This is a genomic window from Priestia sp. BR_2 (assembly GCF_041954005.1).
GTDB classification, from domain to species: Bacteria; Bacillota; Bacilli; order Paenibacillales; family Paenibacillaceae; genus Paenibacillus_AQ; species Paenibacillus_AQ lautus_A.
In genome coordinates, this window is record NZ_JAVFHM010000204.1 from 22,241 (window position 1) to 43,122 (window position 20,882).

22 protein-coding genes are annotated in these 20,882 nt (G+C 49.8%); 7 read left to right on the top strand and 15 right to left on the bottom strand.

The features are described 5' to 3' along the window. Positions 1–85 precede the first annotated feature (85 nt). Complete coding sequence (locus tag RB298_RS15240; protein ID WP_096775503.1) at positions 86–997, bottom strand: NAD(P)/FAD-dependent oxidoreductase; 912 nt, start codon at positions 995–997, stop codon at positions 86–88. A gap of 277 nt (positions 998–1,274) precedes the next feature. On the opposite strand from RB298_RS15240, the gene RB298_RS15245 reads away from it, so the two are divergent. Together RB298_RS15245 and RB298_RS15250 are read left to right on the top strand one after the other, a co-directional pair. Beyond that, on the top strand, positions 1,275–2,015 hold the full coding sequence (locus RB298_RS15245; protein ID WP_375119596.1) for a glycosyltransferase family 2 protein: 741 nt from the start codon (positions 1,275–1,277) through the stop codon (positions 2,013–2,015). Then, positions 2,012–2,731 carry a glycosyltransferase family 2 protein gene (locus RB298_RS15250; RefSeq protein ID WP_213578133.1) on the top strand — a complete coding sequence of 240 codons (720 nt, stop codon included), beginning with the start codon at positions 2,012–2,014 and terminating at the stop codon, positions 2,729–2,731. Before RB298_RS15245 ends, RB298_RS15250 begins: the two co-directional genes overlap by 4 nt. 126 nt (positions 2,732–2,857) lie before the next feature. Here the strand turns inward: RB298_RS15250 and RB298_RS15255 are convergent, their stop codons facing one another. Next, the gene (locus RB298_RS15255) at positions 2,858–3,364 is read right to left on the bottom strand and encodes an AraC family transcriptional regulator (protein ID WP_096775500.1); all 507 of its coding nucleotides are present in this window, start codon (positions 3,362–3,364) and stop codon (positions 2,858–2,860) included. A 258-nt stretch (positions 3,365–3,622) separates the two neighbouring features. Here RB298_RS15255 and cypC point away from each other — a divergent pair, with 258 nt between their 5' ends. Together cypC and RB298_RS15265 are read left to right on the top strand one after the other, a co-directional pair. Further along, positions 3,623–4,882, top strand: coding sequence for a CYP152 family fatty-acid peroxygenase CypC (gene cypC / locus RB298_RS15260; RefSeq protein WP_277748720.1), 1,260 nt, complete (start codon positions 3,623–3,625; stop codon positions 4,880–4,882). A gap of 234 nt (positions 4,883–5,116) precedes the next feature. After that, positions 5,117–6,034, top strand: a complete 918-nt coding sequence (locus tag RB298_RS15265; RefSeq protein WP_404565017.1) for an aldo/keto reductase — start codon at positions 5,117–5,119, stop codon at positions 6,032–6,034. A 127-nt stretch (positions 6,035–6,161) separates the two neighbouring features. Here RB298_RS15265 and RB298_RS15270 read toward each other — a convergent pair whose 3' ends face one another. From RB298_RS15270 to nirB, 5 genes are all read right to left on the bottom strand, one after another. After that, on the bottom strand, positions 6,162–7,811 hold the full coding sequence (locus RB298_RS15270; protein ID WP_486047499.1) for an FAD-binding dehydrogenase: 1,650 nt from the start codon (positions 7,809–7,811) through the stop codon (positions 6,162–6,164). A gap of 306 nt (positions 7,812–8,117) precedes the next feature. After that, entirely contained in the window at positions 8,118–8,873 is a 756-nt protein-coding gene (cobA, locus tag RB298_RS15275; RefSeq protein ID WP_277748718.1) for a uroporphyrinogen-III C-methyltransferase, read from the bottom strand. 8 nt (positions 8,874–8,881) lie between these two features. Next, positions 8,882–9,349, bottom strand: a complete 468-nt coding sequence (locus RB298_RS15280; protein WP_486047500.1) for a formate/nitrite transporter family protein — start codon at positions 9,347–9,349, stop codon at positions 8,882–8,884. Between the two features lie 83 nt (positions 9,350–9,432). Further along, positions 9,433–9,753, bottom strand: a complete 321-nt coding sequence (gene nirD / locus RB298_RS15285) for a nitrite reductase small subunit NirD (RefSeq protein WP_096775494.1) — start codon at positions 9,751–9,753, stop codon at positions 9,433–9,435. A 13-nt stretch (positions 9,754–9,766) separates the two neighbouring features. Next, positions 9,767–12,199, bottom strand: a complete 2,433-nt coding sequence (gene nirB, locus RB298_RS15290; RefSeq protein WP_486047501.1) for a nitrite reductase large subunit NirB — start codon at positions 12,197–12,199, stop codon at positions 9,767–9,769. A 351-nt stretch (positions 12,200–12,550) separates the two neighbouring features. On the opposite strand from nirB, the gene RB298_RS15295 reads away from it, so the two are divergent. Beyond that, positions 12,551–13,174, top strand: coding sequence for an ANTAR domain-containing response regulator (locus RB298_RS15295; protein WP_015734881.1), 624 nt, complete (start codon positions 12,551–12,553; stop codon positions 13,172–13,174). After that, entirely contained in the window at positions 13,171–14,229 is a 1,059-nt protein-coding gene (locus tag RB298_RS15300; RefSeq protein ID WP_096775492.1) for an anthranilate phosphoribosyltransferase, read from the top strand. Before RB298_RS15295 ends, RB298_RS15300 begins: the two co-directional genes overlap by 4 nt. Positions 14,230–14,279: 50 nt before the next feature. Here the strand turns inward: RB298_RS15300 and RB298_RS15305 are convergent, their stop codons facing one another. The 7 genes from RB298_RS15305 to RB298_RS15335 all read right to left on the bottom strand — a co-directional run bounded on the left by RB298_RS15305 (position 14,280) and on the right by RB298_RS15335 (position 19,695). After that, the gene (locus RB298_RS15305) at positions 14,280–14,396 is read right to left on the bottom strand and encodes a hypothetical protein (protein ID WP_009593567.1); all 117 of its coding nucleotides are present in this window, start codon (positions 14,394–14,396) and stop codon (positions 14,280–14,282) included. Between the two features lie 122 nt (positions 14,397–14,518). Beyond that, positions 14,519–15,301: a hypothetical protein gene (locus RB298_RS15310; protein ID WP_486047502.1), complete on the bottom strand. Its 783-nt coding sequence runs from the start codon at positions 15,299–15,301 to the stop codon at positions 14,519–14,521. A gap of 108 nt (positions 15,302–15,409) precedes the next feature. After that, positions 15,410–16,372, bottom strand: coding sequence for a hypothetical protein (locus RB298_RS15315; RefSeq protein WP_255250594.1), 963 nt, complete (start codon positions 16,370–16,372; stop codon positions 15,410–15,412). Then, positions 16,333–16,893 (bottom strand): RNA polymerase sigma factor, encoded by a 561-nt coding sequence (locus RB298_RS15320; RefSeq protein ID WP_486047503.1) that lies wholly within the window; start codon positions 16,891–16,893, stop codon positions 16,333–16,335. The genes RB298_RS15315 and RB298_RS15320 overlap by 40 nt, the downstream gene beginning before the upstream one ends. A gap of 194 nt (positions 16,894–17,087) precedes the next feature. After that, positions 17,088–17,624 (bottom strand): GNAT family N-acetyltransferase, encoded by a 537-nt coding sequence (locus tag RB298_RS15325; RefSeq protein ID WP_486047504.1) that lies wholly within the window; start codon positions 17,622–17,624, stop codon positions 17,088–17,090. Between the two features lie 15 nt (positions 17,625–17,639). Beyond that, complete coding sequence (locus tag RB298_RS15330; protein ID WP_096775488.1) at positions 17,640–18,623, bottom strand: phosphotransferase; 984 nt, start codon at positions 18,621–18,623, stop codon at positions 17,640–17,642. Between the two features lie 217 nt (positions 18,624–18,840). Further along, the gene (locus tag RB298_RS15335) at positions 18,841–19,695 is read right to left on the bottom strand and encodes a manganese catalase family protein (RefSeq protein ID WP_096775487.1); all 855 of its coding nucleotides are present in this window, start codon (positions 19,693–19,695) and stop codon (positions 18,841–18,843) included. Between the two features lie 195 nt (positions 19,696–19,890). On the opposite strand from RB298_RS15335, the gene RB298_RS15340 reads away from it, so the two are divergent. Beyond that, the gene (locus RB298_RS15340; RefSeq protein WP_375119586.1) at positions 19,891–20,397 is read left to right on the top strand and encodes a DUF3231 family protein; all 507 of its coding nucleotides are present in this window, start codon (positions 19,891–19,893) and stop codon (positions 20,395–20,397) included. A 94-nt stretch (positions 20,398–20,491) separates the two neighbouring features. Here RB298_RS15340 and RB298_RS15345 read toward each other — a convergent pair whose 3' ends face one another. After that, positions 20,492–20,842: a DUF2512 family protein gene (locus RB298_RS15345; protein ID WP_486047505.1), complete on the bottom strand. Its 351-nt coding sequence runs from the start codon at positions 20,840–20,842 to the stop codon at positions 20,492–20,494. Between the last annotated feature and the right edge of the window lie 40 nt (positions 20,843–20,882).

The window sequence follows — 20,882 nt, forward strand, 5'->3', positions numbered from 1 at the left end:
GAATGATTTAGAATTAAAAAATCCCCTAGGAACGAAAAAGCAGGCTTGGATGCTAACCAAAGCCTGCCTCTCGTATACTCACAAATTAACGATTCCATCGTTCGTTAAGCAGCTCGCCGTTGATGGCGGCCGCTGCCATGGCTCCCATCGAAGCGGCCGCAATGGCCTGATACATCTCGGTGGCTGCATCACCGGCGCTGTAGACGCCCGGCACGCTCGTTTTGCCGAAGGCATCAATGACCACACTTCCACCTTCGTTGATATTACAGCCTACAGCCGCCGGCAATTCAGAACCAGGGACCAGCTTCGGCGCGAAAAAGATGCCCGTGCACGGAATGACCGCTCCATCCTCCAATACGACTTGCCGTACCATCCCCTCGTTCGATTCAATGCGATGAATCGGGGAGTTGAATAGAGGGACGTCATGATCCTTTAATTCCTGCCGTTGTTCATCCGTCAGTTCATCCGGTCCGTTTGTACAGATGGTGTACCGATCGCTCCACCCTGCAATCACTTTGGCAAAATGCAGCGCCCCCGCACCCTTGGCAATGACGACGAGCGGTTGATCCCTCAATTCCCATCCATCGCAGTATGGGCAGACGAAGGCACTCTTTCCGTATACGTCGGCTAATCCGTTAACATCCAGCGGGCTGTCCTTCTTCCCAACGGCGAACAGCAGCTTTTTACTCCGGTATATCGTTCCCTCTCCCGTGGTAATCCGGAAATCACCGTCGACTCCCTCTACGGCGGCAGCTGTATTCTCTACGAAGCGGACGGAGGGATAGGCGGTAATCTGTTCTCTTGCTATGCGGCGAAACTCCGATGGGCTTGTGCCGTCTCTCGTAAGAAAACCGTGGGTTTCCCGCGTAACCCTGTTTCGCGGCTTTCCTTCGTCAATCAACACCACGTCTTTCCTCGCTCTTCCCAATACCAGCGCAGCATTCAATCCTGCCGGACCTCCGCCGATAATAACGACATCATGCAATTGCTCCGTCATGCACACCATCACCCTTCTGGATCTTTAATGTCCATATTATGAACGCAAGGCGACATGACTCCTTGTCTATTTCTCTTTGCCCAAGGAAAAATGCCAAGGACAAATCATATTATGGACTTATGACATCCATTATAGATAAACAAGATCTGTAATGCAATGCCCTCCTGCTATAAAAATTTTAAAAGTTGGTCGAGTCGTAATGCCGTTACCTCTATTTATACTTTACATACTCTATTGTGATATAGAAATTATCCTCATAGATAAGGAGAGTGATGGAATGGCAGCAAGCTTCAACAATTCATCCAAAACGCAAGGCGTATCCATTATTACCTGTACGAATCGCCCTAATTATATTAAAAACTTGTTCCATAATTTCGCTAGACAATCCCATGCCAAGAAAGAGCTCATTATCGTTGTCAACGATAGTACAATCGCCCTCTCCCCTTACCAGCAAATAGCCAACAAGCATCGAAACATACAAATCTACCGCATGCCGGAGCATGTCACTTTGGGTGCGTGCCTAAATTACGCCGTAAGCAAAACGAAATACGGCATCGTTGCCAAATTCGATGATGACGACTATTACGCCCCCCACTATTTGTCGGACAGCCTGAAGTCGTTAAGAAGATCGAACGCCGATATTATAGGGAAACGTGCACATTATATGTATTTACAAGGCTCCAAAACTCTAATTCTACGCTTTCCTAACGATGAAAATCGAACCGTAACCATGCTGCCGGGGGCTACGCTCATATTTAAGAAGCACGTCTTTAACAAAGTACGCTTTCCGAATCAAAGCGTCGGTGAAGACGATCTTTTTTGCACAAGAAGTAAAAGCAAGGGCTTCAAAGTCTATTCCGGCAACAAGTATCATTTTACGGCAGTGCGGCGGAAAAATTCATCCGGTCATACATGGATCATTAGCGATCAGGAACTCATGGCCAAGCACCCTAAAGTTCCGAATGTACGAGATTTCAAAAAATTCGTACAGCGGACGACCGGAGGCGGTCGAGCATGACGCACCGGTCATCATCCCCATCACAGCCTGCCGTATCGATCATCACCTGCACCAAAAGACCGGAATGCCTGCACAATCTGTTGGAGAATTACGCCAGACAGAATTACAGGAACAAAGAGTTAATCGTCATCTTAAATCATGGCAGTCTCAAGCTGCCGGAATATCAAATGGCTGCCAAGTCATATCGCAACGTCAGAATATATAGCAAACCGGAACGATTATCACTCGGCAGCTGCCTTAATTATGGAGTAAAGGTCTCCAAACACGGCCTCATTGCTAAATTTGACGATGATGACTATTACGCACCTGATTATTTGAACGAAAGCGTCCGTCTCATGATCAAGACTCGCGCTGATATTGTAGGAAAGAGAGCGCACTTCATGCAGCTTGCCGGACAAAAAGCTCTTCTGCACCGTTACCCTAACATGGCCAATCAATGGGTTCGCCTTGTTCAAGGGGCGACCATGCTGGTTAAACGGCATGTATTCGATCAAGTAGCGTTCCCGAATCAAAATCGCAGCGAGTGCGTCCAATTTTGTGCTGATTGTATAGCTCGTAACTATAGAATATATTCGGGAAGTCCGTATCATTTCTTAGCGAATCGAAGACGCAACTCCACCAATCACACCTGGATCGTCAGTGACAAGAATCTATTGACTCAACATGTTAAAAAGCTGAACGTAGACAATGCAAAGAAATTCGTGAGCAGAGGCTAAGCGCTGCATGAATCTAAAATGTGGCGAGCTCGAGTATGGCGTGTAGTTTGTTTAACTGAATCAGAAGAACGGTTAAGAGCCACTCCATTGGAGCGGCTCTCATTCATGCCTAGCGAATCGAACGTCTCATTTCAAATAAACGCCATAATCCAAGATGACATTCCCCTGCTCGTCCGGCATCATGAAACGGACTGGATGATAACGTTCAAAGAACCACGGGTTCTCGCCCAAGCTCCAGCCTTGTTCGGCGATTTTCGCCATGCATCGTTTATGAGGCTCCATACCGAACAGCTCCCCGTTATCCTTGCCATATAACCAACATATACCCGCAGCGCCTTCTTCCAGATCCGCATGGTCAAATCCTTCCGGCGCTTCGATATGCTTCGGGAAAAGCATACCGATCCAATATTCAAACTGAATCCCGTTCATTCGCATAAGACCATAAGAAGCACCCTCCGATTCCGGCAAACAACCAAGCTGCCCGATCTTTTCGAACCAGCCATTGGCGAACCATTCTTCCCACTGGTCCGCGAAGCTTCCTGCCGCATTTCGATGCTCGTCCGTATACCGTTTGCCGATCAAGCGCGCGGACGGGATCTGTTCTTTGTACACACTGGTAATTTCTGCTGCCATTTTCTTAACCTCCTGGGTTCATCTTTTTGAAATATTACTTAATCAAATTCTCGTCAATGCAAGGGAATCCTGCAAGGGAGCAGCCCGGTTTCAACTTTTGGCTTGGATTATGATAGTTGAGAACAGCGGTGTGAAATTGTTCAAATCGGAAGAGAACGGGTATGTAAGTTGTATTGTGTTGGAAGCATGTTTTCATTACGAAACCAGAAATTTTTAATATTGGATTTTGAAATGTTGATTATCCGGGAGGCGATCATTATGGAAGAGATCAAACCGATTCCGAAGGAAGAGGGACTTGATCATAGCTTGAATGTGCTGCGAGAAGGCTATTTGTTCATCACGAACCGAACCATCGGCTTTCAATCCGACATCTTCGAAACCCGTCTATTGGGGGAACGTGCCATCTGCATGCGCGGAGAAGAAGCGGCCAGGCTGTTCTATGACCGGGATAAGTTTGTGCGAAGCGGCGCAGCCCCGAAGCGCGTGCTGAAAACCCTGTTCGGCGAAGACGGGGTGCAGACGCTGGATGGCGAAGAACACCATCATCGCAAAGCCATGTTTATGTCCTTGATGTCCAGGGAAGCTCTTCATGACATGAGAGCAATCACCCGCAAACATTGGGAGCTTGCCGTAAGCCGGTGGGAATCCAAGGATAGCGTCAAGATTTATGAGGAGGCCCAGGAAATTCTCTGCCGTGTTGCTTGTGAGTGGGCGGCCGTGCCGCTTCCCGAAGCTGAAGCAGAGGAGAAAACGGGCTGGCTTGCTGCCATGATCGAGGCTACAGCGGCTTTTGGCATCAAGCATATGAAGGGAAGAAACGCCCGAACGAAGGCGGAAAAATGGATTCAGGAGCTCGTTGTCGACGTACGCAGCGGAAAAGCGGATCCGCCGCAGGGCAGCACGCTGCACACGATGTCTTGGCATCGCGATCTTCGCGGCGAACTTCTGGATAAAGAAACCGCAGCGGTAGAAATCATTAACATTCTCCGCCCGATCGTGGCCGTTGCCATTTACGTAAGCTTTACCGCCTTAGCTGTCATTCAGCAGGAGCATGAGCGCGAGAAATTGATGACGTCCGACGAGAAACGGCTCACGCATTTTGTCCAGGAGGTCCGGAGATTCTACCCGTTCTTCCCCTTTGCCCCAGCGCGTGCACGAAAGGACTTTACCTGGAACGGATATGCATTCGATAAAGGCGTGCTGACGATCCTTGATTTATACGGAACGAACCATCATCCCGGCCTATGGGATCAGCCGGAGCTGTTCAAGCCGGATCGCTTCGAACATTGGAACGGAAGCCCCTTTAACTTCATCCCTCAAGGCGGCGGAGATCATCATTCGGGACACCGCTGTGCCGGGGAATGGATTACGCTTGAGATCATGAAGGAGAGTCTGGACTTTCTGGCTAACCGGATGAGTTATGAAGTGCCCGTGCAGGACGTAAGCTTCAGCTTTCATGAGATGCCGTCTCTTCCTCACAGCCGGATCGTCATTCGAAAAGTAAAGGCCCTACATTAGGATGCGATGAATCCAAGGGCGCTTCCGAAATCGCATGTGGGATCCATAACCCACATGGCTGCATGGGAGAGAAAATTAAAGCTTGTACATTGCGCCGTCTGCATGTCACAATACACTAGAGACTGTCAGCATGAACCTATTCATCTAGTCGTTCGCTAACACGTTCTCGGCTGCCCCTGCATTATAGCGCGGCGGCCGTACAATCAACCTATTTTGAATGGGAGGACCGCAATCATGAAAACGATGAAACTAGGAAGCAGTTCACTGGAAGTACCTGTTGTAGCCGTTGGTTGCATGCGCATAAATTCGCTGGAAAAAGCCGAAGCCGAACGTTTCGTGCAATCCGCACTGGAGGAAGGAGCCAACTTCTTCGACCATGCCGACATATATGGCGGCGGAGCTTGCGAGGAGATTTTTGCAGATGCGATACATATGAATGCGGAAGTCCGCGAGAAGATCATTCTTCAATCCAAATGCGGTATCCGTCAGGGCATGTTCGATTTCTCCAAAGAGCATATCTTGAATTCCGTCGACGGCATTCTCAAAAGACTTCGTACCGAATATCTCGACGTTCTCCTGCTCCACCGTCCGGATGCTTTGGTTGAGCCTGAAGAGGTGGCTGAAGCATTCGATCAGCTCGAGAGCTCGGGGAAAGTGCGTCATTTCGGCGTATCCAACCAGAATCCGATGCAGATCCAGCTGTTGAAAAAAGCGGTGAAGCAGCCGCTCGTGGCCAACCAGCTGCAGCTTAGCATCACCAATACCACCATGATACAAAGCGGAATCAACGTGAATATGGAGAACGACGCCGCGGTTAACCGCGATGGCAGCGTTCTGGATTTCTGCAGACTGAACGACATTACGATTCAGCCTTGGTCGCCTTTCCAATACGGGTTCTTCGAAGGCGTATTCCTTGGAAGCGACAAGTTCCCTGAGCTTAACCAGAAGATTGATGAAATCGCTGAAAAATATAACGTTACCAATACGACGATTGCCATTGCTTGGCTTCTTCGCCACCCTGCACAAATGCAGCCCATCATCGGAACGATGAATATCAACCGTTTGAAGGACTGCATCAAAGCAGGCGATGTCACGTTGACTCGCGAGGAATGGTACGCCATTTACCGCGCGGCCGGCAACATCCTTCCTTAAGCCATAACTGAGAACGGCCTCCCATCGACTTCGATGGGAGGCCGTTTCATTATTATGGCTGGGGAGAAGATGACAACGATAAGGGTCCTTTTGCACAATTTTCCAAGGATGGACGACCTCCTGAACCTTACAGTTGTGCAATGCTCCGCCCCGCCTGCCTTCCCGTAAACAGGCAGCCGCCCAAAAACGTTCCCTCCAATGCACGGTAACCATGAACGCCCCCACCACCAAAGCCGGCCGCTTCTCCGACCGCGTAGAGCCCGGGAACCGGTTCGCCGAATGCACTCAGCACCCTCCCCGAGAGATCCGTTTGAAGCCCGCCCAGTGTTTTTCGGCTAAGAATATGCAGGCGTACCGCAATCAATGGACCATGGGCCGGATCAAGAAATTTATGCGGCTTGGCTACGCGCACCAAACGATCGCCTATATAATTCCTTGCTCCCCGGAGCGCCGTGATCTGCAGATCCTTGGTAAAAGCCTGGTCCATCTCGCGGTCTCTTGCGGCAAGCTGACGCTTCAAATCGTCCAGCTTGACCAGATCGCTGCCTGCAAGCTTATTCATGCCGTCCACAAGCTCGGGCAGTGAATCGGCGACAACAAAATCCTCGCCGTGATCCAGAAATGCCTGCACAGGGCCAGGAATGCCCGAGCCAACTCTTCCCAGCACTTTACGGATGCTCTTTCCGGTCAAATCCGGGTTTTGTTCCGAGCCGGACAGGGCAAATTCCTTCTCAATGACCTTTCTGGTCAGAAGAAACCAGGAATAGTCAAAGCCCGTATCCTGAATGGCTTTCAGGGTTCCCAGCGTATCGAAGCCCGGGAAATTCGGAGCAGGAAGCCGTTGCCCCTTGGCATCAAGCCATACTGACGATGGACCCGGCAGTATCCGGATGCCGTGCTTGGACCATACCGGGTCCCAGTTCTTAATCCCTTCCGTGTAGTGCCACATCCGGTCTCGATTGACGACCCGCCCGCCGGCTTGCTCCGTTATTCCCAGCATCCGTCCGTCCACATGCGCGGGAACGCCGGAGAGCATCGCTCGTGGAGGCTTGCCTAACCGGGACGGCCAATGCTGCCTGATCAGCTCATGGTTGGCGCCGATGCCTCCGCTGGAGACAACCACAGCCTCCGCATAATATTCATAGTCGCCAACGACCTCGCGGGAGCTTTCTTCGCCCCGGCCGGCCGAACTCGGTGCAAGTACCGAGCCCCTTACTCCGATGACGGCATTCTCGCGCGTAATCAGCTCATCGACTTGGTGACGCGGACGATAATCAACTACGCCGGAACGGATGGCGTCTCTGACCCTGGACTCAAATGGCTGTACGACACCTGGCCCTGTTCCCCACACAATATGAAAACGCGGAACGGAATTGCCGTGGCCCTCGGCGAGATATCCGCCGCGTTCCGCCCAGCCAACGACTGGGAAGAACCGAATTCCTAACGAATGCAGCCATGCCCGCTTTTCGCCGGCGGCAAAGTCGACATAAGCCTCGGCCCATTTCCGCCCCCACAGATCCTCGTCCTCCTCCCGATCGAAACCAGCGGCTCCCATCCAATCCTGCCATGCCAGTTCACGGGAATCCCGGATCCCCAGTCTTCTCTGCTCGGGCGAATCGACAAGGAATAAACCGCCAAAAGACCACCATGCCTGCCCGCCAATAGAGCTTTCCGGTTCCTGGTCAAGCAGCAGCACCCGCTTGCCGGCCTCGGCCATTTCGGCGGTAGCCACGAGACCCGATAAGCCGGCTCCTACCACGATGACGTCATATTTCATGCGTCTCCCCCGTTCTTTCCCTTTTCTAAAACAAGTAATGTCAACTTCACTCCAGCTTGATCGTTACAGATGGCGTTAACATGATATTCTTTGCGGTGTAAGCGTTTTCCTCTCGCGACGGCATAAAATCGGCTATTCTCGAATGCCGGGTCCGTATTATTGTATGCCTACCCATCCCCGCTAACATGTTCCACAGCAAAATAAAGTGAACCCCAAATCAAGAAGGGTTCACTCCATGGTTAAAAGTATCTTCGTATCGTTCTAGCGTAATTGTAGGCTGCGCATCTCCTCATGTCTGCACAAGGGTTAACCGGTCTTCTCCTGCGCCTCCGCCGCCAGTTTCAGGAGCTGCTCTCGGACCCGCACCACTTCTCCAATGATCAGCAGGGCCGGATTTTTCACGTTCATCCGATGAGAAATCCTGTAGATGGTTCCGAGCGTACCCGTGAAGATTCTCTCTTCTGCCCAGGTTCCCTGCTCGACGATGGCAGCGGGAGTCCACGGCTGCTTGCCATGAGCGATCATCTCTTTACAGATGCCGTCCATTCTGCTGACACCCATGTACACCACGAGCGTATCCACGCTGTGCGCCAGCAAGTCCCACCTCACGCTCTGCTCATTACCATGGCAGCTCGTTCCGCTGACAAAAGCAACCGAGGTACTGGCTCCCCGGTGAGTCAGAGGAATTCCTGCGGACGAGGAAGCACCCACAGCCGAGGTAACGCCTGGCACGAATTCGAAGGGAATGCCGCGTGCAGCCAATTCGCAAGCTTCCTCTCCCCCTCGACCGAAGATCAGCGGGTCGCCTCCCTTGAGTCTGACGACATGATGACCATCAAGGGCAAAGGCCACCATGTTCTCGTTGATCTTTTCCTGCGGAAGAGAATGGCGTCCGGGTGCCTTGCCGCAGTATACAAGCAAAGCATCCTTCTTCGCGTAACTCAACAGCTCATCGTTCACCAACCGATCGTACATGATGACGTCCGCTTCCTGGATACGCCGGAGGGCTTTCAGCGTAATCAGCTCCGGGTCTCCCGGACCTGCGCCGACGATATACACCATGCCCGGCCTCATCGTCTGATCTCGACGGAAACTGCCGTCGCCTCCATTATTCCGCGGCCTGAATAGCCGGTCGCCATCCGCGCAACCCCGCGTCTCTTGCCGAATCCATATTGGGCAAAGTACAGCATCGCCCCGGTAAATACCGATCCGCCGATAAAGCTACCTATAAGCACGGGGATTTGATTCCAGAGCCACGCCTTCTTCTGCAGAACGGCTAACGGTAAGAGCGCAAAGCTTCCGGTGACCAGCTCTAAGCCCAGCACTACAATGATGACGAAGCCAACCGGAAATAGGAGCGCGCCCGCCATCGGGATATTCGTTTGGGTCGAAGCCGTAAATGCTAGCGTGGTGGCGCATGCCAGGATAGCGCCGGACAGTATGCCGCGAATAAGCATCTGCGAAGTCTTCAACCGCGCCTTCGCGGCCCCAGCCTCGATCATGTCATGCATCACCTGATCCGGTTTCACGTAATCCATGTCGGTCTACTCCTTCTAATGAAATCAATCCTTAACATTTATGACAGCCTCAAACATGACAGCGGAATATGACTGACAATGCGTTAAGCTGTACGATCCAGCAAGTAAATCGCGCCGCTTGCCGGATCCACTTCTATCTGATAAGTGTTTACATGACCCGTGTCCGGCTCTTGAGCCTGTCCGCTGCACAGATCGATTTTCCAATCATGCAGTGGACAGTGCACTTGCTTCCCGCACACCATACCTTCCGAAAGCTTGCCTCCTTTATGCGGGCACTTGTTTTCGACGGCCAGAATATTCCCGTCCGACAAGCGGAACAGCGCAATTTCCGTTCCCCCGATTTCAATGGTTCTTGATCCCTTAGGATCGATTTCGTTCACGTATCCTACATGCAGTTTCGCCATATTGGTTCTCCCCCTATTTCGTCACAGCTTCGGCGTCAGGCAAAGGCACGAAATTTTTACGAAGCCCGCTGTCTGACGTAATCTCCTTCCACGGATCCTTTTGCTTGCTTAAAGCCAGCTTTATTCTGGAAACAAGAGCGGCGCGGTCCTCTTTCTTCTCCAATGCTTTTTTCACATGGTCCAGGCCCACTCGCTCGATCCAAACCGACGTCCGTTCATTCCATTGTGCGTTTTCGCGGTAATATTGGATAAAGGCTCCGGCCCATTCGACTACCTCGTCTTCGGTCTTTACGACGCATAACAATTCCGTGGCCCGGACATGAACGCCTCCATTGCCGCCGACGTGCAGTTCCCAGCCGCCATCAATTGCCACAACGCCAAAATCCTTAATGGTGGCTTCCGCGCAGTTCCGAGGACATCCGGAAACCGCCAGTTTCACTTTGGCCGGGGTGCTCAGCCGCTCAAATTCTTTCTCCAAACGCACGCCCATACCTATGGAGTCCTGCGTGCCGAATCGGCAAAACGTGGACCCTACGCAAGTTTTAACCGTACGGAGGGCTTTACCGTAGGCATAACCGGAAGGCATATCCAGCTCCTCCCACATCCTCGGCAGATCCTCCTTCTTGACGCCGAGCAGATCGATCCGCTGTCCGCCCGTAATCTTGACCATCGGCACATCGAATTTTTCTGCAATCTCGGCGATTTTCTTTAGCTCCGAAGGCGACGTCACCCCACCGTATATCCGAGGCACCACGGAATACGTGCCGTCCTTCTGAATGTTGGCATGGTACCGCTCGTTCGTGAAACGGGATTCCTTCTCGTCCACGTAGGATTCCGGAAACAGCATGCCGAGATAGTAGTTCAGCGATGGACGGCACTTGGAGCACCCCTCCGGATTGTCCCATCCCAGCACATTCATCACTTCTTTCACGGTACCCAGTCCAAGACGGGTGATCTCGGTGATAATTTCATCTCTCCCCAGCGAAGTACATCCGCATATCCCTTCTTTTACCGGCTCCCCGGCAGCATCCCCGGCGTATAATTGAACGAGTCCCTCGACAAGAGGTTTGCAGCCGCCGCAGGATCCCGAAGCTTTGGTACAAGCTTTAACGGATGCGACGGTATTGCAGTTCTTCGTAAGAATGGCATCTTTGATCGCTTCTTTCGATACGCCGTTACAGCCGCAAATGATCTCATCATCCGCCAGCTGAGCCAGCCGCTGCTCCGGTGATACAACGCCTGCATTAGGCGCGAAGCCTAACAGAAGCTCTTTCTCTCTGCCCCTGATGGATTCCCCGCTCTTCATGAGCGAAAACAGCTTCGGTCCATCCCCCGTATCGCCGAACATAACAGCCCCGATGAGCCGGTCTTCGCGGACGACGATTTTTTTGTATACCCCTTCGACCTCGTCTTGATATCGCATGGATCTGGTTCCTTCCGGGTCTGCAAAATGACCTGCGGAGAATACATCCACGCCGGATACCTTTAATTTCGTTGACGTGACGGAACCGGCATATCCACTCGTCTCCACACCTGCCAGATGCTTGGCGAGTACCGCTCCTTGTTCGTACAGCGGGGCTACAAGACCATAAGCGATGCCCCGATGCTCCGCGCATTCGCCCACCGCATAGACGTCGGGGACGTTCGTCTCCATATAGTCGTTAACGACGATCCCGCGATTAACCTCGATCCCGGAGGACTGTGCCAAAGAGACGTTTGGCTTGATCCCGACGGCCATCACGATCAGATCGGTCTCGACGCTGCTCCCGTCCGTAAAATGGAGCGCCCTCACCCGCTTCCGACCCGAGATCGATTCCGAATTTTTATTCAGAAAAAACGTCATTCCTTGTGTTTCGAGTTCACGCTGCAGCATTTTGGCTGCCGTCTCGTCCAATTGCCGTTCCATTAAATAGGGATTCAGGTGAACCACGGATACATCCATGCCCAGATGCAGAAGACCTCGAGCGGCCTCCAGGCCCAAGAGGCCTCCCCCGATGACCACCGCTTTCTTATATTGCTGCGACGTCTTCACCATCGTTTCGCAATCCTGGATGTCCCTAAAGGCGATCACGCCTTCCTTGTCGGCACCCGGCAAAGGCAGCATAAACGGATTGGAGCCGGTCGCAATAATCAAAGCATCATATGGAGCGACAGCTCCTTGTTCGGAGAATACTTTGCGATGCAGCGTGTCGATCCGGTTCACCGTATGTCCTGCATGCAATTGGATCCGGTTCTCCTTGTACCAATCCCAGTCATTAATCATGATTTCCTTCAGATCGGTTCCGCCTGCGAGGACGGATGACAGCATGATCCGATTGTAGTTCGGATGAGGCTCCGCTCCGAATATCGTAATCTCATACGCTTCGGGCGCAAGCTTGATTAAATGCTCGATAGCCCGTACTCCTGCCATGCCATTCCCGATCATCACTAACTTCTTTTTTGTCATGGTTCGCTCTCCCTCCGTCTAACACCTTCGATATACTCATCCATCAACAAATCTTAAAAAACCAAAATAGCCTGCATTCGATCCAGTAGAGTTGGCACACTCTTACCGGGAACGAAAACAGGCTTCTTTGCCGCTAATGGGATACAACGTTGTATCCGGGAAGTATAAAGTTCTTGAGGGAAATATACACTACGCATTTGAGTTCTGTCAACATATTTGACACGAAATTAAGAAAATTAATTAATTATCGACATCCGCTTGTGATTTATGTTATATAAATTAACATAGTTTCTGTTTTGTGCTAAAGCTTAACCTCTGACAGGATTTCATTTATGAAGGGAGCGTCAATCCATGCGTTCATTGCTGGTTATCCACCATCCGGTCCCTGCTTCAGAGCGAAGTGACACAGCTGCCAAGGCGCTTCTTCCGGAATTTATCCTTCGTTCATACGGCTATAAGATCCACCTTGCTCGCAATGAGAAGCAAGCGTTGGCCGGAATCATGGAGGCTGACGGAACGGTTCTCCATCTTCCGGTCTCCTCGATCAAGCCATGGTGCAGTACCCTTGAACAACAAAAGCGCGTGCCGGTTCTGTGGTGGTGCAGCGATCATGCCGCTTCGCAATCTCTCGAAGCATGTGAAGATGATGTTACAATTGATGGACTTTTATTTCCCTCCATGAAGGAGCACGAGCTGCATTGGACGCTTCATTTTAGTTCAAAGCATTTTTACGAACGTCAACAGTGGCATGACGAAAAAACGCAGCTCCTAGCCCGCATTGAAGAACGAAAATGGATTGATATGGCCAAAGGCATTTTATGCGAAATGAAACAAATTTCGGAATCCGAAGCTTACGATGTCCTGCGCAAACAGGCGATGAATGAAAGAAAAAGAATGGTGGACGTCGCCACCTCGATCGTTAAGCTGTATCAATTGCTGCAAGAGACCGGTTCAGGAGGTGCCAAAAAATCATGATCCACTTATTGAAAGAAGTCGGCCGCGGCAAACGCGGCGCTCGGGACCTGACTTACGAGGAAGCGCTTCAGGCTGCAGCATCGATACTAGGTGCACAGGCTACTCCTGCGCAGATCGGCGCTTTTTTCATCGCTGAACGCATCAAGATGGAAAGCGTGGAAGAATTGGAAGCCTTCGTGAAGGTCAGTCGTGAATATGCGGACCGTTCGTTTCTACATGCGGGTATCGACTGCGCAGGTCCTTATGACGGCAGAAAGTCATCTTTTTTCTCGACGCTAGCCACTGCTTTTGTCCTCGCGGCTGCCGATCTCCCTGTTACGCTGCACGGGACTGCATCCCTCCCTCCAAAGTGGGGGATTACCTTGTCCGATATACTCGCGGCGAATGGAATAACCGGACCGGCATTGGCAAAAGACTCATGCATCCGGGCGGCCAAACGGACGGGCGTATTATATGTAGATGCGGAAGAATGGTGCCCTCCGCTTAAGCACCTTCGCCCGATTCGCGAGGAACTGGGGATGCGGACCGTACTCAACACGGCGGAAAAGTTTGTCGATTATTCCCATTCCCCTTATTTAACCTTCGGTGTATACCATAATACGGTTTTTGACCGGTTAAGCCGACTGATCATGAAACTCGATTACCGTAAAGCGATCATTATTCAAGGCAGTGAAGGCTCCGATGAATTATTCATTCACCGGCCAACGCGGACATACCGGATCGAGAACGGCAAGGCCAGCCTGCAGATCATCGATCCCGAGGCGTACGGGCTAGATGTGCCGGTTCCGGACATCGGCTGGACTCCTTCCGAACAAGCTGACGCTACGGCGGAGGTTCTGCTGGGCAAAGGGGACCTCGCATTTATCTACCAGGTGCTGCTGAATGGTGCGGTACGTTTACAGTTGGCGGACAAAGTCAGCTCCGTCGAAGAAGGAATATATACCTGCAAAGCATTGCTGGACTCAGGGAAACCGTGGGAGTTATATAGCAAATGGTTGTCCTTGCTCATAGAATCCGATGTGGTCTCGCCAATGGGAAGGCATGCCTCGCAATGAACGGAAGAAACCCGCACCGAGTAAACGGTGCGGGTTTTTGTCATAACCTATTAAACTCCAAATCCGAATCCGAAAGCAGACAAGATGATGACCAAGAGAATAAAGAGAACCAGCACCGCTCCAACCGATCCGTATCCTCCGCCATTGTAACCGGCAACTTCACCCATGGTTCTAACCTCCTTTATTTTCGGAACACAATATCCTATGCTTGTTATATGAAAGAGTTTAGACTTTAGAGCAAAAAATAAAAACATGGGTTATTGCATCGACCGGATCTAATGCAGAGCTTCTATTTTTGAGCAAGCATATTTTGGGCATAGCGAAGAATATCAGACTTGACGTCTTCCGCCCAAATGCTGTAACGAATCTGTTGCTCCTCATCCACCCAATCCAGGTGATCCCTTCCCTTCGAGTCGGCGGTGTAGACACATTCGACACCGTTAATGACGATGGTTTCCTTGGATTCGTTCGGTTTCTCCTGCGGTACGGGCGTTCCGCCTATCGGCTGTTCGGGAACGAGATCACTCGCTACGACTTGAAGCTTTACTTTGCCTTTTTCATAGTTCAGAATCGCGGCGGATGCTTCATTTACCTTCATGATCTCGGAATACACGAACTTCTCGCCGTTTCCAGCCTTCCCCTTCAATTCCTTGTCCAGCTTCTTGTACAAGCTCGACGTTCTTTCAGGACTCTTTAAGTATACAACCGCGTTCTTGAAAGTGTACCCTTTCGGCAAGGCTGCAGGCTTGGTCAGGGACGGTGCACTCATTGCCTTCGACTTCGCCAAATAATCCGTATACTTAGTGAAAGCAAAGCCTTTGGATGCGAAGTAGATTTGATCTGTCCGGTTAAATTCCTGATCGGCAGCATAGTAGGCAATCATCTGACCTGGCTTAAGCCTGTCGACCAAGTCCGTGATTTGATCGTCATATGAAACGATTCCCTTCTCCGGTTTGGCAGATATCGTCTTCGATATCGATACGCTTTCGGTACTGGCTGCGTATGCGTTGACGGATCCGACCATCATCGTGGCTGCGAGAAATAATGCGACTTTCATCTTGTTTTTTATCATGTTACCATTCGTGCTCCTTTCGGCGGCAAAGCCTTTTGAGTTTTATTAACATCTCATATAACACCTTGCCGTCATCAAAAGGGACATCCTGTAAAAAATCGGATGCCTTTACGGAATAAGCCCTGCCGCAATCTTCGCAAACTCATCCTTGGACAACGGATCCTTTGGGTCATCCGTAATTATATACAGCACCTCTTCATTGTCGCTTAGCCAAGTCAAGCTGCGCGAAGGGCTGGATGGACTGGCTGACAGAATCATTTCTTTCCCTTTCACCTTTATTTTTACGGCTTGGTTTGTGGGCACCCCGGCCTTGGAGCCCTTCTCTCGGGCAAAAGCTACCATCTTGATCCGATTTTCGCCTTTACGATATTCCATTCCTGTAGATGCAATCTTGAACCAAGGAACAATCTTATAGAACAGTCCCTGTTCTTCATCCGACTTCTCTGCCTGCTCTTTGAGTTCGTTCAGAAGAGTTTCATACTCCGGTGTGCCCCATACGGGATTGTTCCTAATCTGAATCTGTCCATAATCATAACGATACCCTTTCGGTACATAATCAGGCTCTTGAAGCACGGGAGCGCCTTTTTCCTCGATTTCTTCTGCGAGTTCCTGATAATTTGAATGCTTAGTCAACATATAAAAATAATTCAGAGGTTGTTCTTTGACGAGTGGCGTCATGTGCAGGTCCTTGATATAAAATACCGCCTGTTCTCCCGGCTTTAACCTCTTTCTCAGCTCTTCTTCCGTCTCTTTCACACGTTTGGCGTTATATTCCGATTCGGAATATTTCCATGGCTTTATGGTAGACAGAATGACTTCGCCTTCCTTGTTCTTGATCTGTATCAAATAATGACTGGCGTAAACACTAAGCGACGAAAGAATCAAAATCGCAGTAAGCATTGCAATCATTAAGGTTTTCTTCCGATTGCCGTCATTTCTTCCGTGTTTCTTCCGGTGAATTCGTCGCACTTTTTGCATGATAGCGGGAGTCACGTCTACTTCTTCATCCACGGAGTGCATTTCCATGCTTCTCAGAATTCGATCTTGCTCCGGCTGTCCCGAATCTCGCATAACCCCGTCCCCTCCTTCTCCTGGATCAGTTGGATGACTTTCTGTTTCATTCGAGCATATTTTTTCTTCACCGCGCTTAGATTCTTATCCAGAATCTGCGCAATCTCCGTAAATGGTTTATCTTCAAAGACCCGCAACACAAGCAGATTTCGCTCCTCTGCCGAGAGCTTGGTCATGGCATATTCCAACGGTTCGCTAAACCACTTGCGCTCCAGCGTCTCTTCCACGCTATCAGCATAACCCGCCGGTTTGATCAGTCGGCTTACTCGCATGCGAACCCGTCGCTTACGAAGAATATTGAGACAATGATGATATCCAATCTTGTATAACCATGATGAGAATGAAACTTTGGCTTCATAGGTATAAAGCTTGGTAAACGCTTTGATGAAGATATCCTGGACGGCATCCTGCGCATCCTGCTTGCAGCCGAGCATTCGGCAGCAATATAGGTAAATCTGTTTTTTGTACGTTTCGACGATAGGCTCGAAACAATCCACCTCTCCGGCCTTAACACGTCTCACGTACTCCTCGATCGAATCCAATTCGAAGACGCACCTCCGTGTAAATCTTATTTACGTCTGTATAACCCCTCATCTTCCAAAAAAGGGACACCCGAAAACATAAATAAAAAAACAACTCATACCTCAAGTATGAATTGTTTTTCCGCCATGTCGATCACTTCTTTTGTTTAGAAGACATATATGTGTGTCGGACTTTACACCCGCGATGATACAAACTGAAAGATCAGCATCTCTTTGTCGTCCCTCGTTGCAACAAATTCCTGCATGGGAGAGGGCGAAACATAATTGTGCATCGTCTTTCTCCAGAATGCCTGAGCCCGCTTATTGCGATCGGTGGCATTCGTCTGGACTTCCCAGCTGCCGGCATGCTTCCTGAACACTTGCGATGCAGCATTCTCAGCAACATGTTTACCCCGGAAGGGTTTCATAACAAAAAACTCATTCATGTAAAATTCACTGCCAAAAGTGTATGGCGGGGTTGCGACGAGGGCGAACCCTGCCGGAGTACCTTCCACTCGAATCAGATAGGGAAACAAAACCGAGGGCTTCTCCCACCATATATCAAAAACTCGATTCTGGTCATATAAGGTTCTAGTATCGTCATCCTCAAAGACGCCGTATCGATTCGGCTTCCACTCCCATATCTCCGATAAATCATGCAAATATAGCGGATATAGATTGTTAATCATAAATTTGGCGGAAGCGTCGGTTAACTCCACGGTAACTTTCATATAATTTCCTCCATCCTAGACATATTCCAAACGCTTGAAATACTGCATTCTGCTATCTATAAAACCTTCATCAAAGTCGGCAATGCCCACAAATTCCGAATCGCGAAAACATAGACCAAAGAGCCAAAGCTGCCGAACGGCAACAAATACAGGGACGGCAGCAAGATCATTTTCGCTGAGAGATCTGACGCTACAATACCCTCTCAGAAAAGCGTCCCATAATCTTTCCGCTTCCTCCGGGTCATGTCTGCTATGTATTTCTCTGGCGAGCCTAAACTCCGCAATATCGTAAGCTCTCCAGCCGTAACCGCATAAATCAAAATCATAATGGGTCAGCTTTCCGTCCTCTGTCCATGCAGCATTCGTATTGCCGTGCAAATCTCCGTGGCACACGCCCCAATCTAAACCTTGAACCTTGAGGTCCGAAATTCGTTTCTTTAGTTCCGTTGCCATTTCACTAAGGTAGTTACAATCGGTTAACCGATGCTTCATATAGGATCTGATGATGGAGAAAGGCTGATCTATAAGAAACACCATATCCAGCCGTTCCCTTGCAAACCGACTTTCAAATTGATCCGCCGCCTTATGCAAATGGCCAATGGATTCACCGAACCGGTAACTGTCCGCTGCGGCGTGAATCGGCATCTCGTGTCCTTCCGCATATTGAAATAGAACCCCGTACCGGGTTCCCTCCATGACGTTAAATCCGCTAAGGTACGCGCCGTCTTTTCCCGGAATGGGCTCTGACACGCTGATCCCGTTCGCACTGAGAAACCGCAGCAATTCCAATTCAAACTCGATGTCAGGCCGGCTTCTTCGATCAGCCCTATAGATACGGAAGATATACTTATCAACATCTGTTTCTATTGCGTACGTATCGTTCATCCCCCGCAAGAAATACTGAATTTTCACAACGGAACCGATCTCATAATTGTGTTGGATATGTAACCCTACCGCTTGTTTGGACAGAAGCGAGTAAGTGACAGGAAATAAACTCAATCCAAATCCCTCCTTGCACTCAAGGGTATCATCCTAAACAAACTCTTATATATAGGCCGTATGATTATAATTAATTTTTATATAAACAGTGGCACGTCATAATAACAAATGACAATTAGATCTCATGATTTCTGACGCAACAGAAGCACGCAAAAAGAAGCAGCCCGATGACTGCCTCTTTTTATTCAATAACCTGCATATCCGAACGGATGCAGACTTAATGATTTAAATCGTATAAACCAGGTGCGTGCTCGTTGGCCAGCTCCGGCAATACAGGTAACGGGAAACCCTCCGGCGGTTGAACCACTTGTAATTCTCCGCCGTTTCTGCTAGGTGTTTGACCGCTGAAAATTTCGCCGATGCGTGTGTCATCCAGCCTGAAATTGAACTGAGCGTTATGGAAACCCATATCAACGTATTTCTGACATTCCGGGTATTTATGGATGTCATAATTCGGAACGGGAAATATTTTGCCCCATTCCACGCCAAGCGTCTCCAACGCTTTTGCAAAAGCATTTTGATGTGCATTATCCCGTACGATGAGGAAAGCCAGCGTTTCGCGGAAGGCCTTGTTCGTGCTCATCTCATAAATTCGTGTTTTTTGAAGCACTCCCGTAGATTCAAGTACAATATTATCGAGCAAATTACCAACCAGATTGCCGTGATCGTACACGTAATTTCCCATCCACGGGTTTCCGGCGGCGTCCACAGGCAAAGAACTTTGGGCTCCCATAATAAAATGATGCGGATTCGCATGTTGGATCGCTTCGTTCAGCGGGGCCGCGTCCATCCCGGAGTTTCCCGCTCCTTCTGCTCCAGCACCGGTAAGCAGCTGGTTGATTGTATGTTGGACCAATTCGACATGGCTGATTTCTTCCAAAAAAACACCGCGGATCAAGTCGCGGTACTGCGTTGCCTTTCCTCGAAAATTGCTGCTCTGAAAGAAAAACTGCATCATCGTCCGCATTTCGCCGAACCGGCCGCCTAACGTTTCTTGCAGGACTTTGGCAGCTGCGGGATCTGGTTTATCCGGAACGATCAGGTTGATTAGATCCTCTTTATAAAAATACATATGCATATCCTCCGCTTCTTCTAAATTGTCATGTATCAAGTTTGCCTAGGCCTCTCTTTTTCCATGCGTCTGCACCCGATACAATGATTTCCTGCAAATTCTCCTAGAACTTCAATCTGATTTTTTGAAAGAATGAAACAATGACCTCCTGTACATAATGACTCTGTTTGGATAAATATTAAAGGAGCGATTGGGATGGGTATATTAAGCGGCAACCCTAAGGATGAACCCATGCATTACGGGGAGATTTTTAGCGTTTGGGAAACCTCCATGCTGGCAAAGGGCATGGTTTCCTGCTACGAGGCTTATTTGAATCACGCGGGAGATAAAGACCTAAAAAAAATACTTCATGATCTGCTGGATCAGGCGAAACTCGAGATTAAAGAATGCGACGAGCTGCTAACCGACAACGGAATCCCGCCTGCACCGGGGCTTCCCGAAAGACCCCCTGTCAAACTTGAGGATATTCCGGCTGGCGCAAGATTCACGGATCCGGAAATCGCGGCCAAAATCGCAGCGGATACCTCGCTCGGACTGGTATCATGCAGTCAAATCATGGGACAATCGATCCGTGAGGATATCGGTGCGTTATTCGCTAAATATCATCTCGCCAAGACGGCCCAAGGTGTGCGAATCCTTCAGATGAATAAAGAAAAAGGCTGGCTTATTCCGCCGCCGCTTCAAATCAAGAGACCCGAATAAACATGGCGTTAAACACCAAAACACTCTGAGCTTTATCAGCTCAGAGTGTTTGCTGTTTCTAACTTCTTATTGCCAATTGACTGGCGCCCGACTACTAAGCCTGCTGCTTCTTGACAGGCTGATGATCACGCAGGAGCCAGATGTGAAAGAAATATTCAAAGATCCCGGCTAACACCACTATGAGTAGAATCACCGGGAATTCCAACGTCCAGTTCGCCAATTCACTAATAAGCCACAGCAGGACGAGTACAAGTCCTGCGTCCGCGATGGTTGCAACCATATTATTGGTTCTTGGCAAAATTAATAGGTCACCCACGAGATAAGACGCAACGCCTATTCCCAGCGCGGCAATCGCGGCTGATGCAAACGTGGCATTGGATAGCCCGACGATGATGGCCGTAATCATCGCGCCATGGACAAATAGCTTAACCAGTACCTTGTCCATCCTGATCACTCCTGTCATTGATTTATGTTTTTTCGCTTGT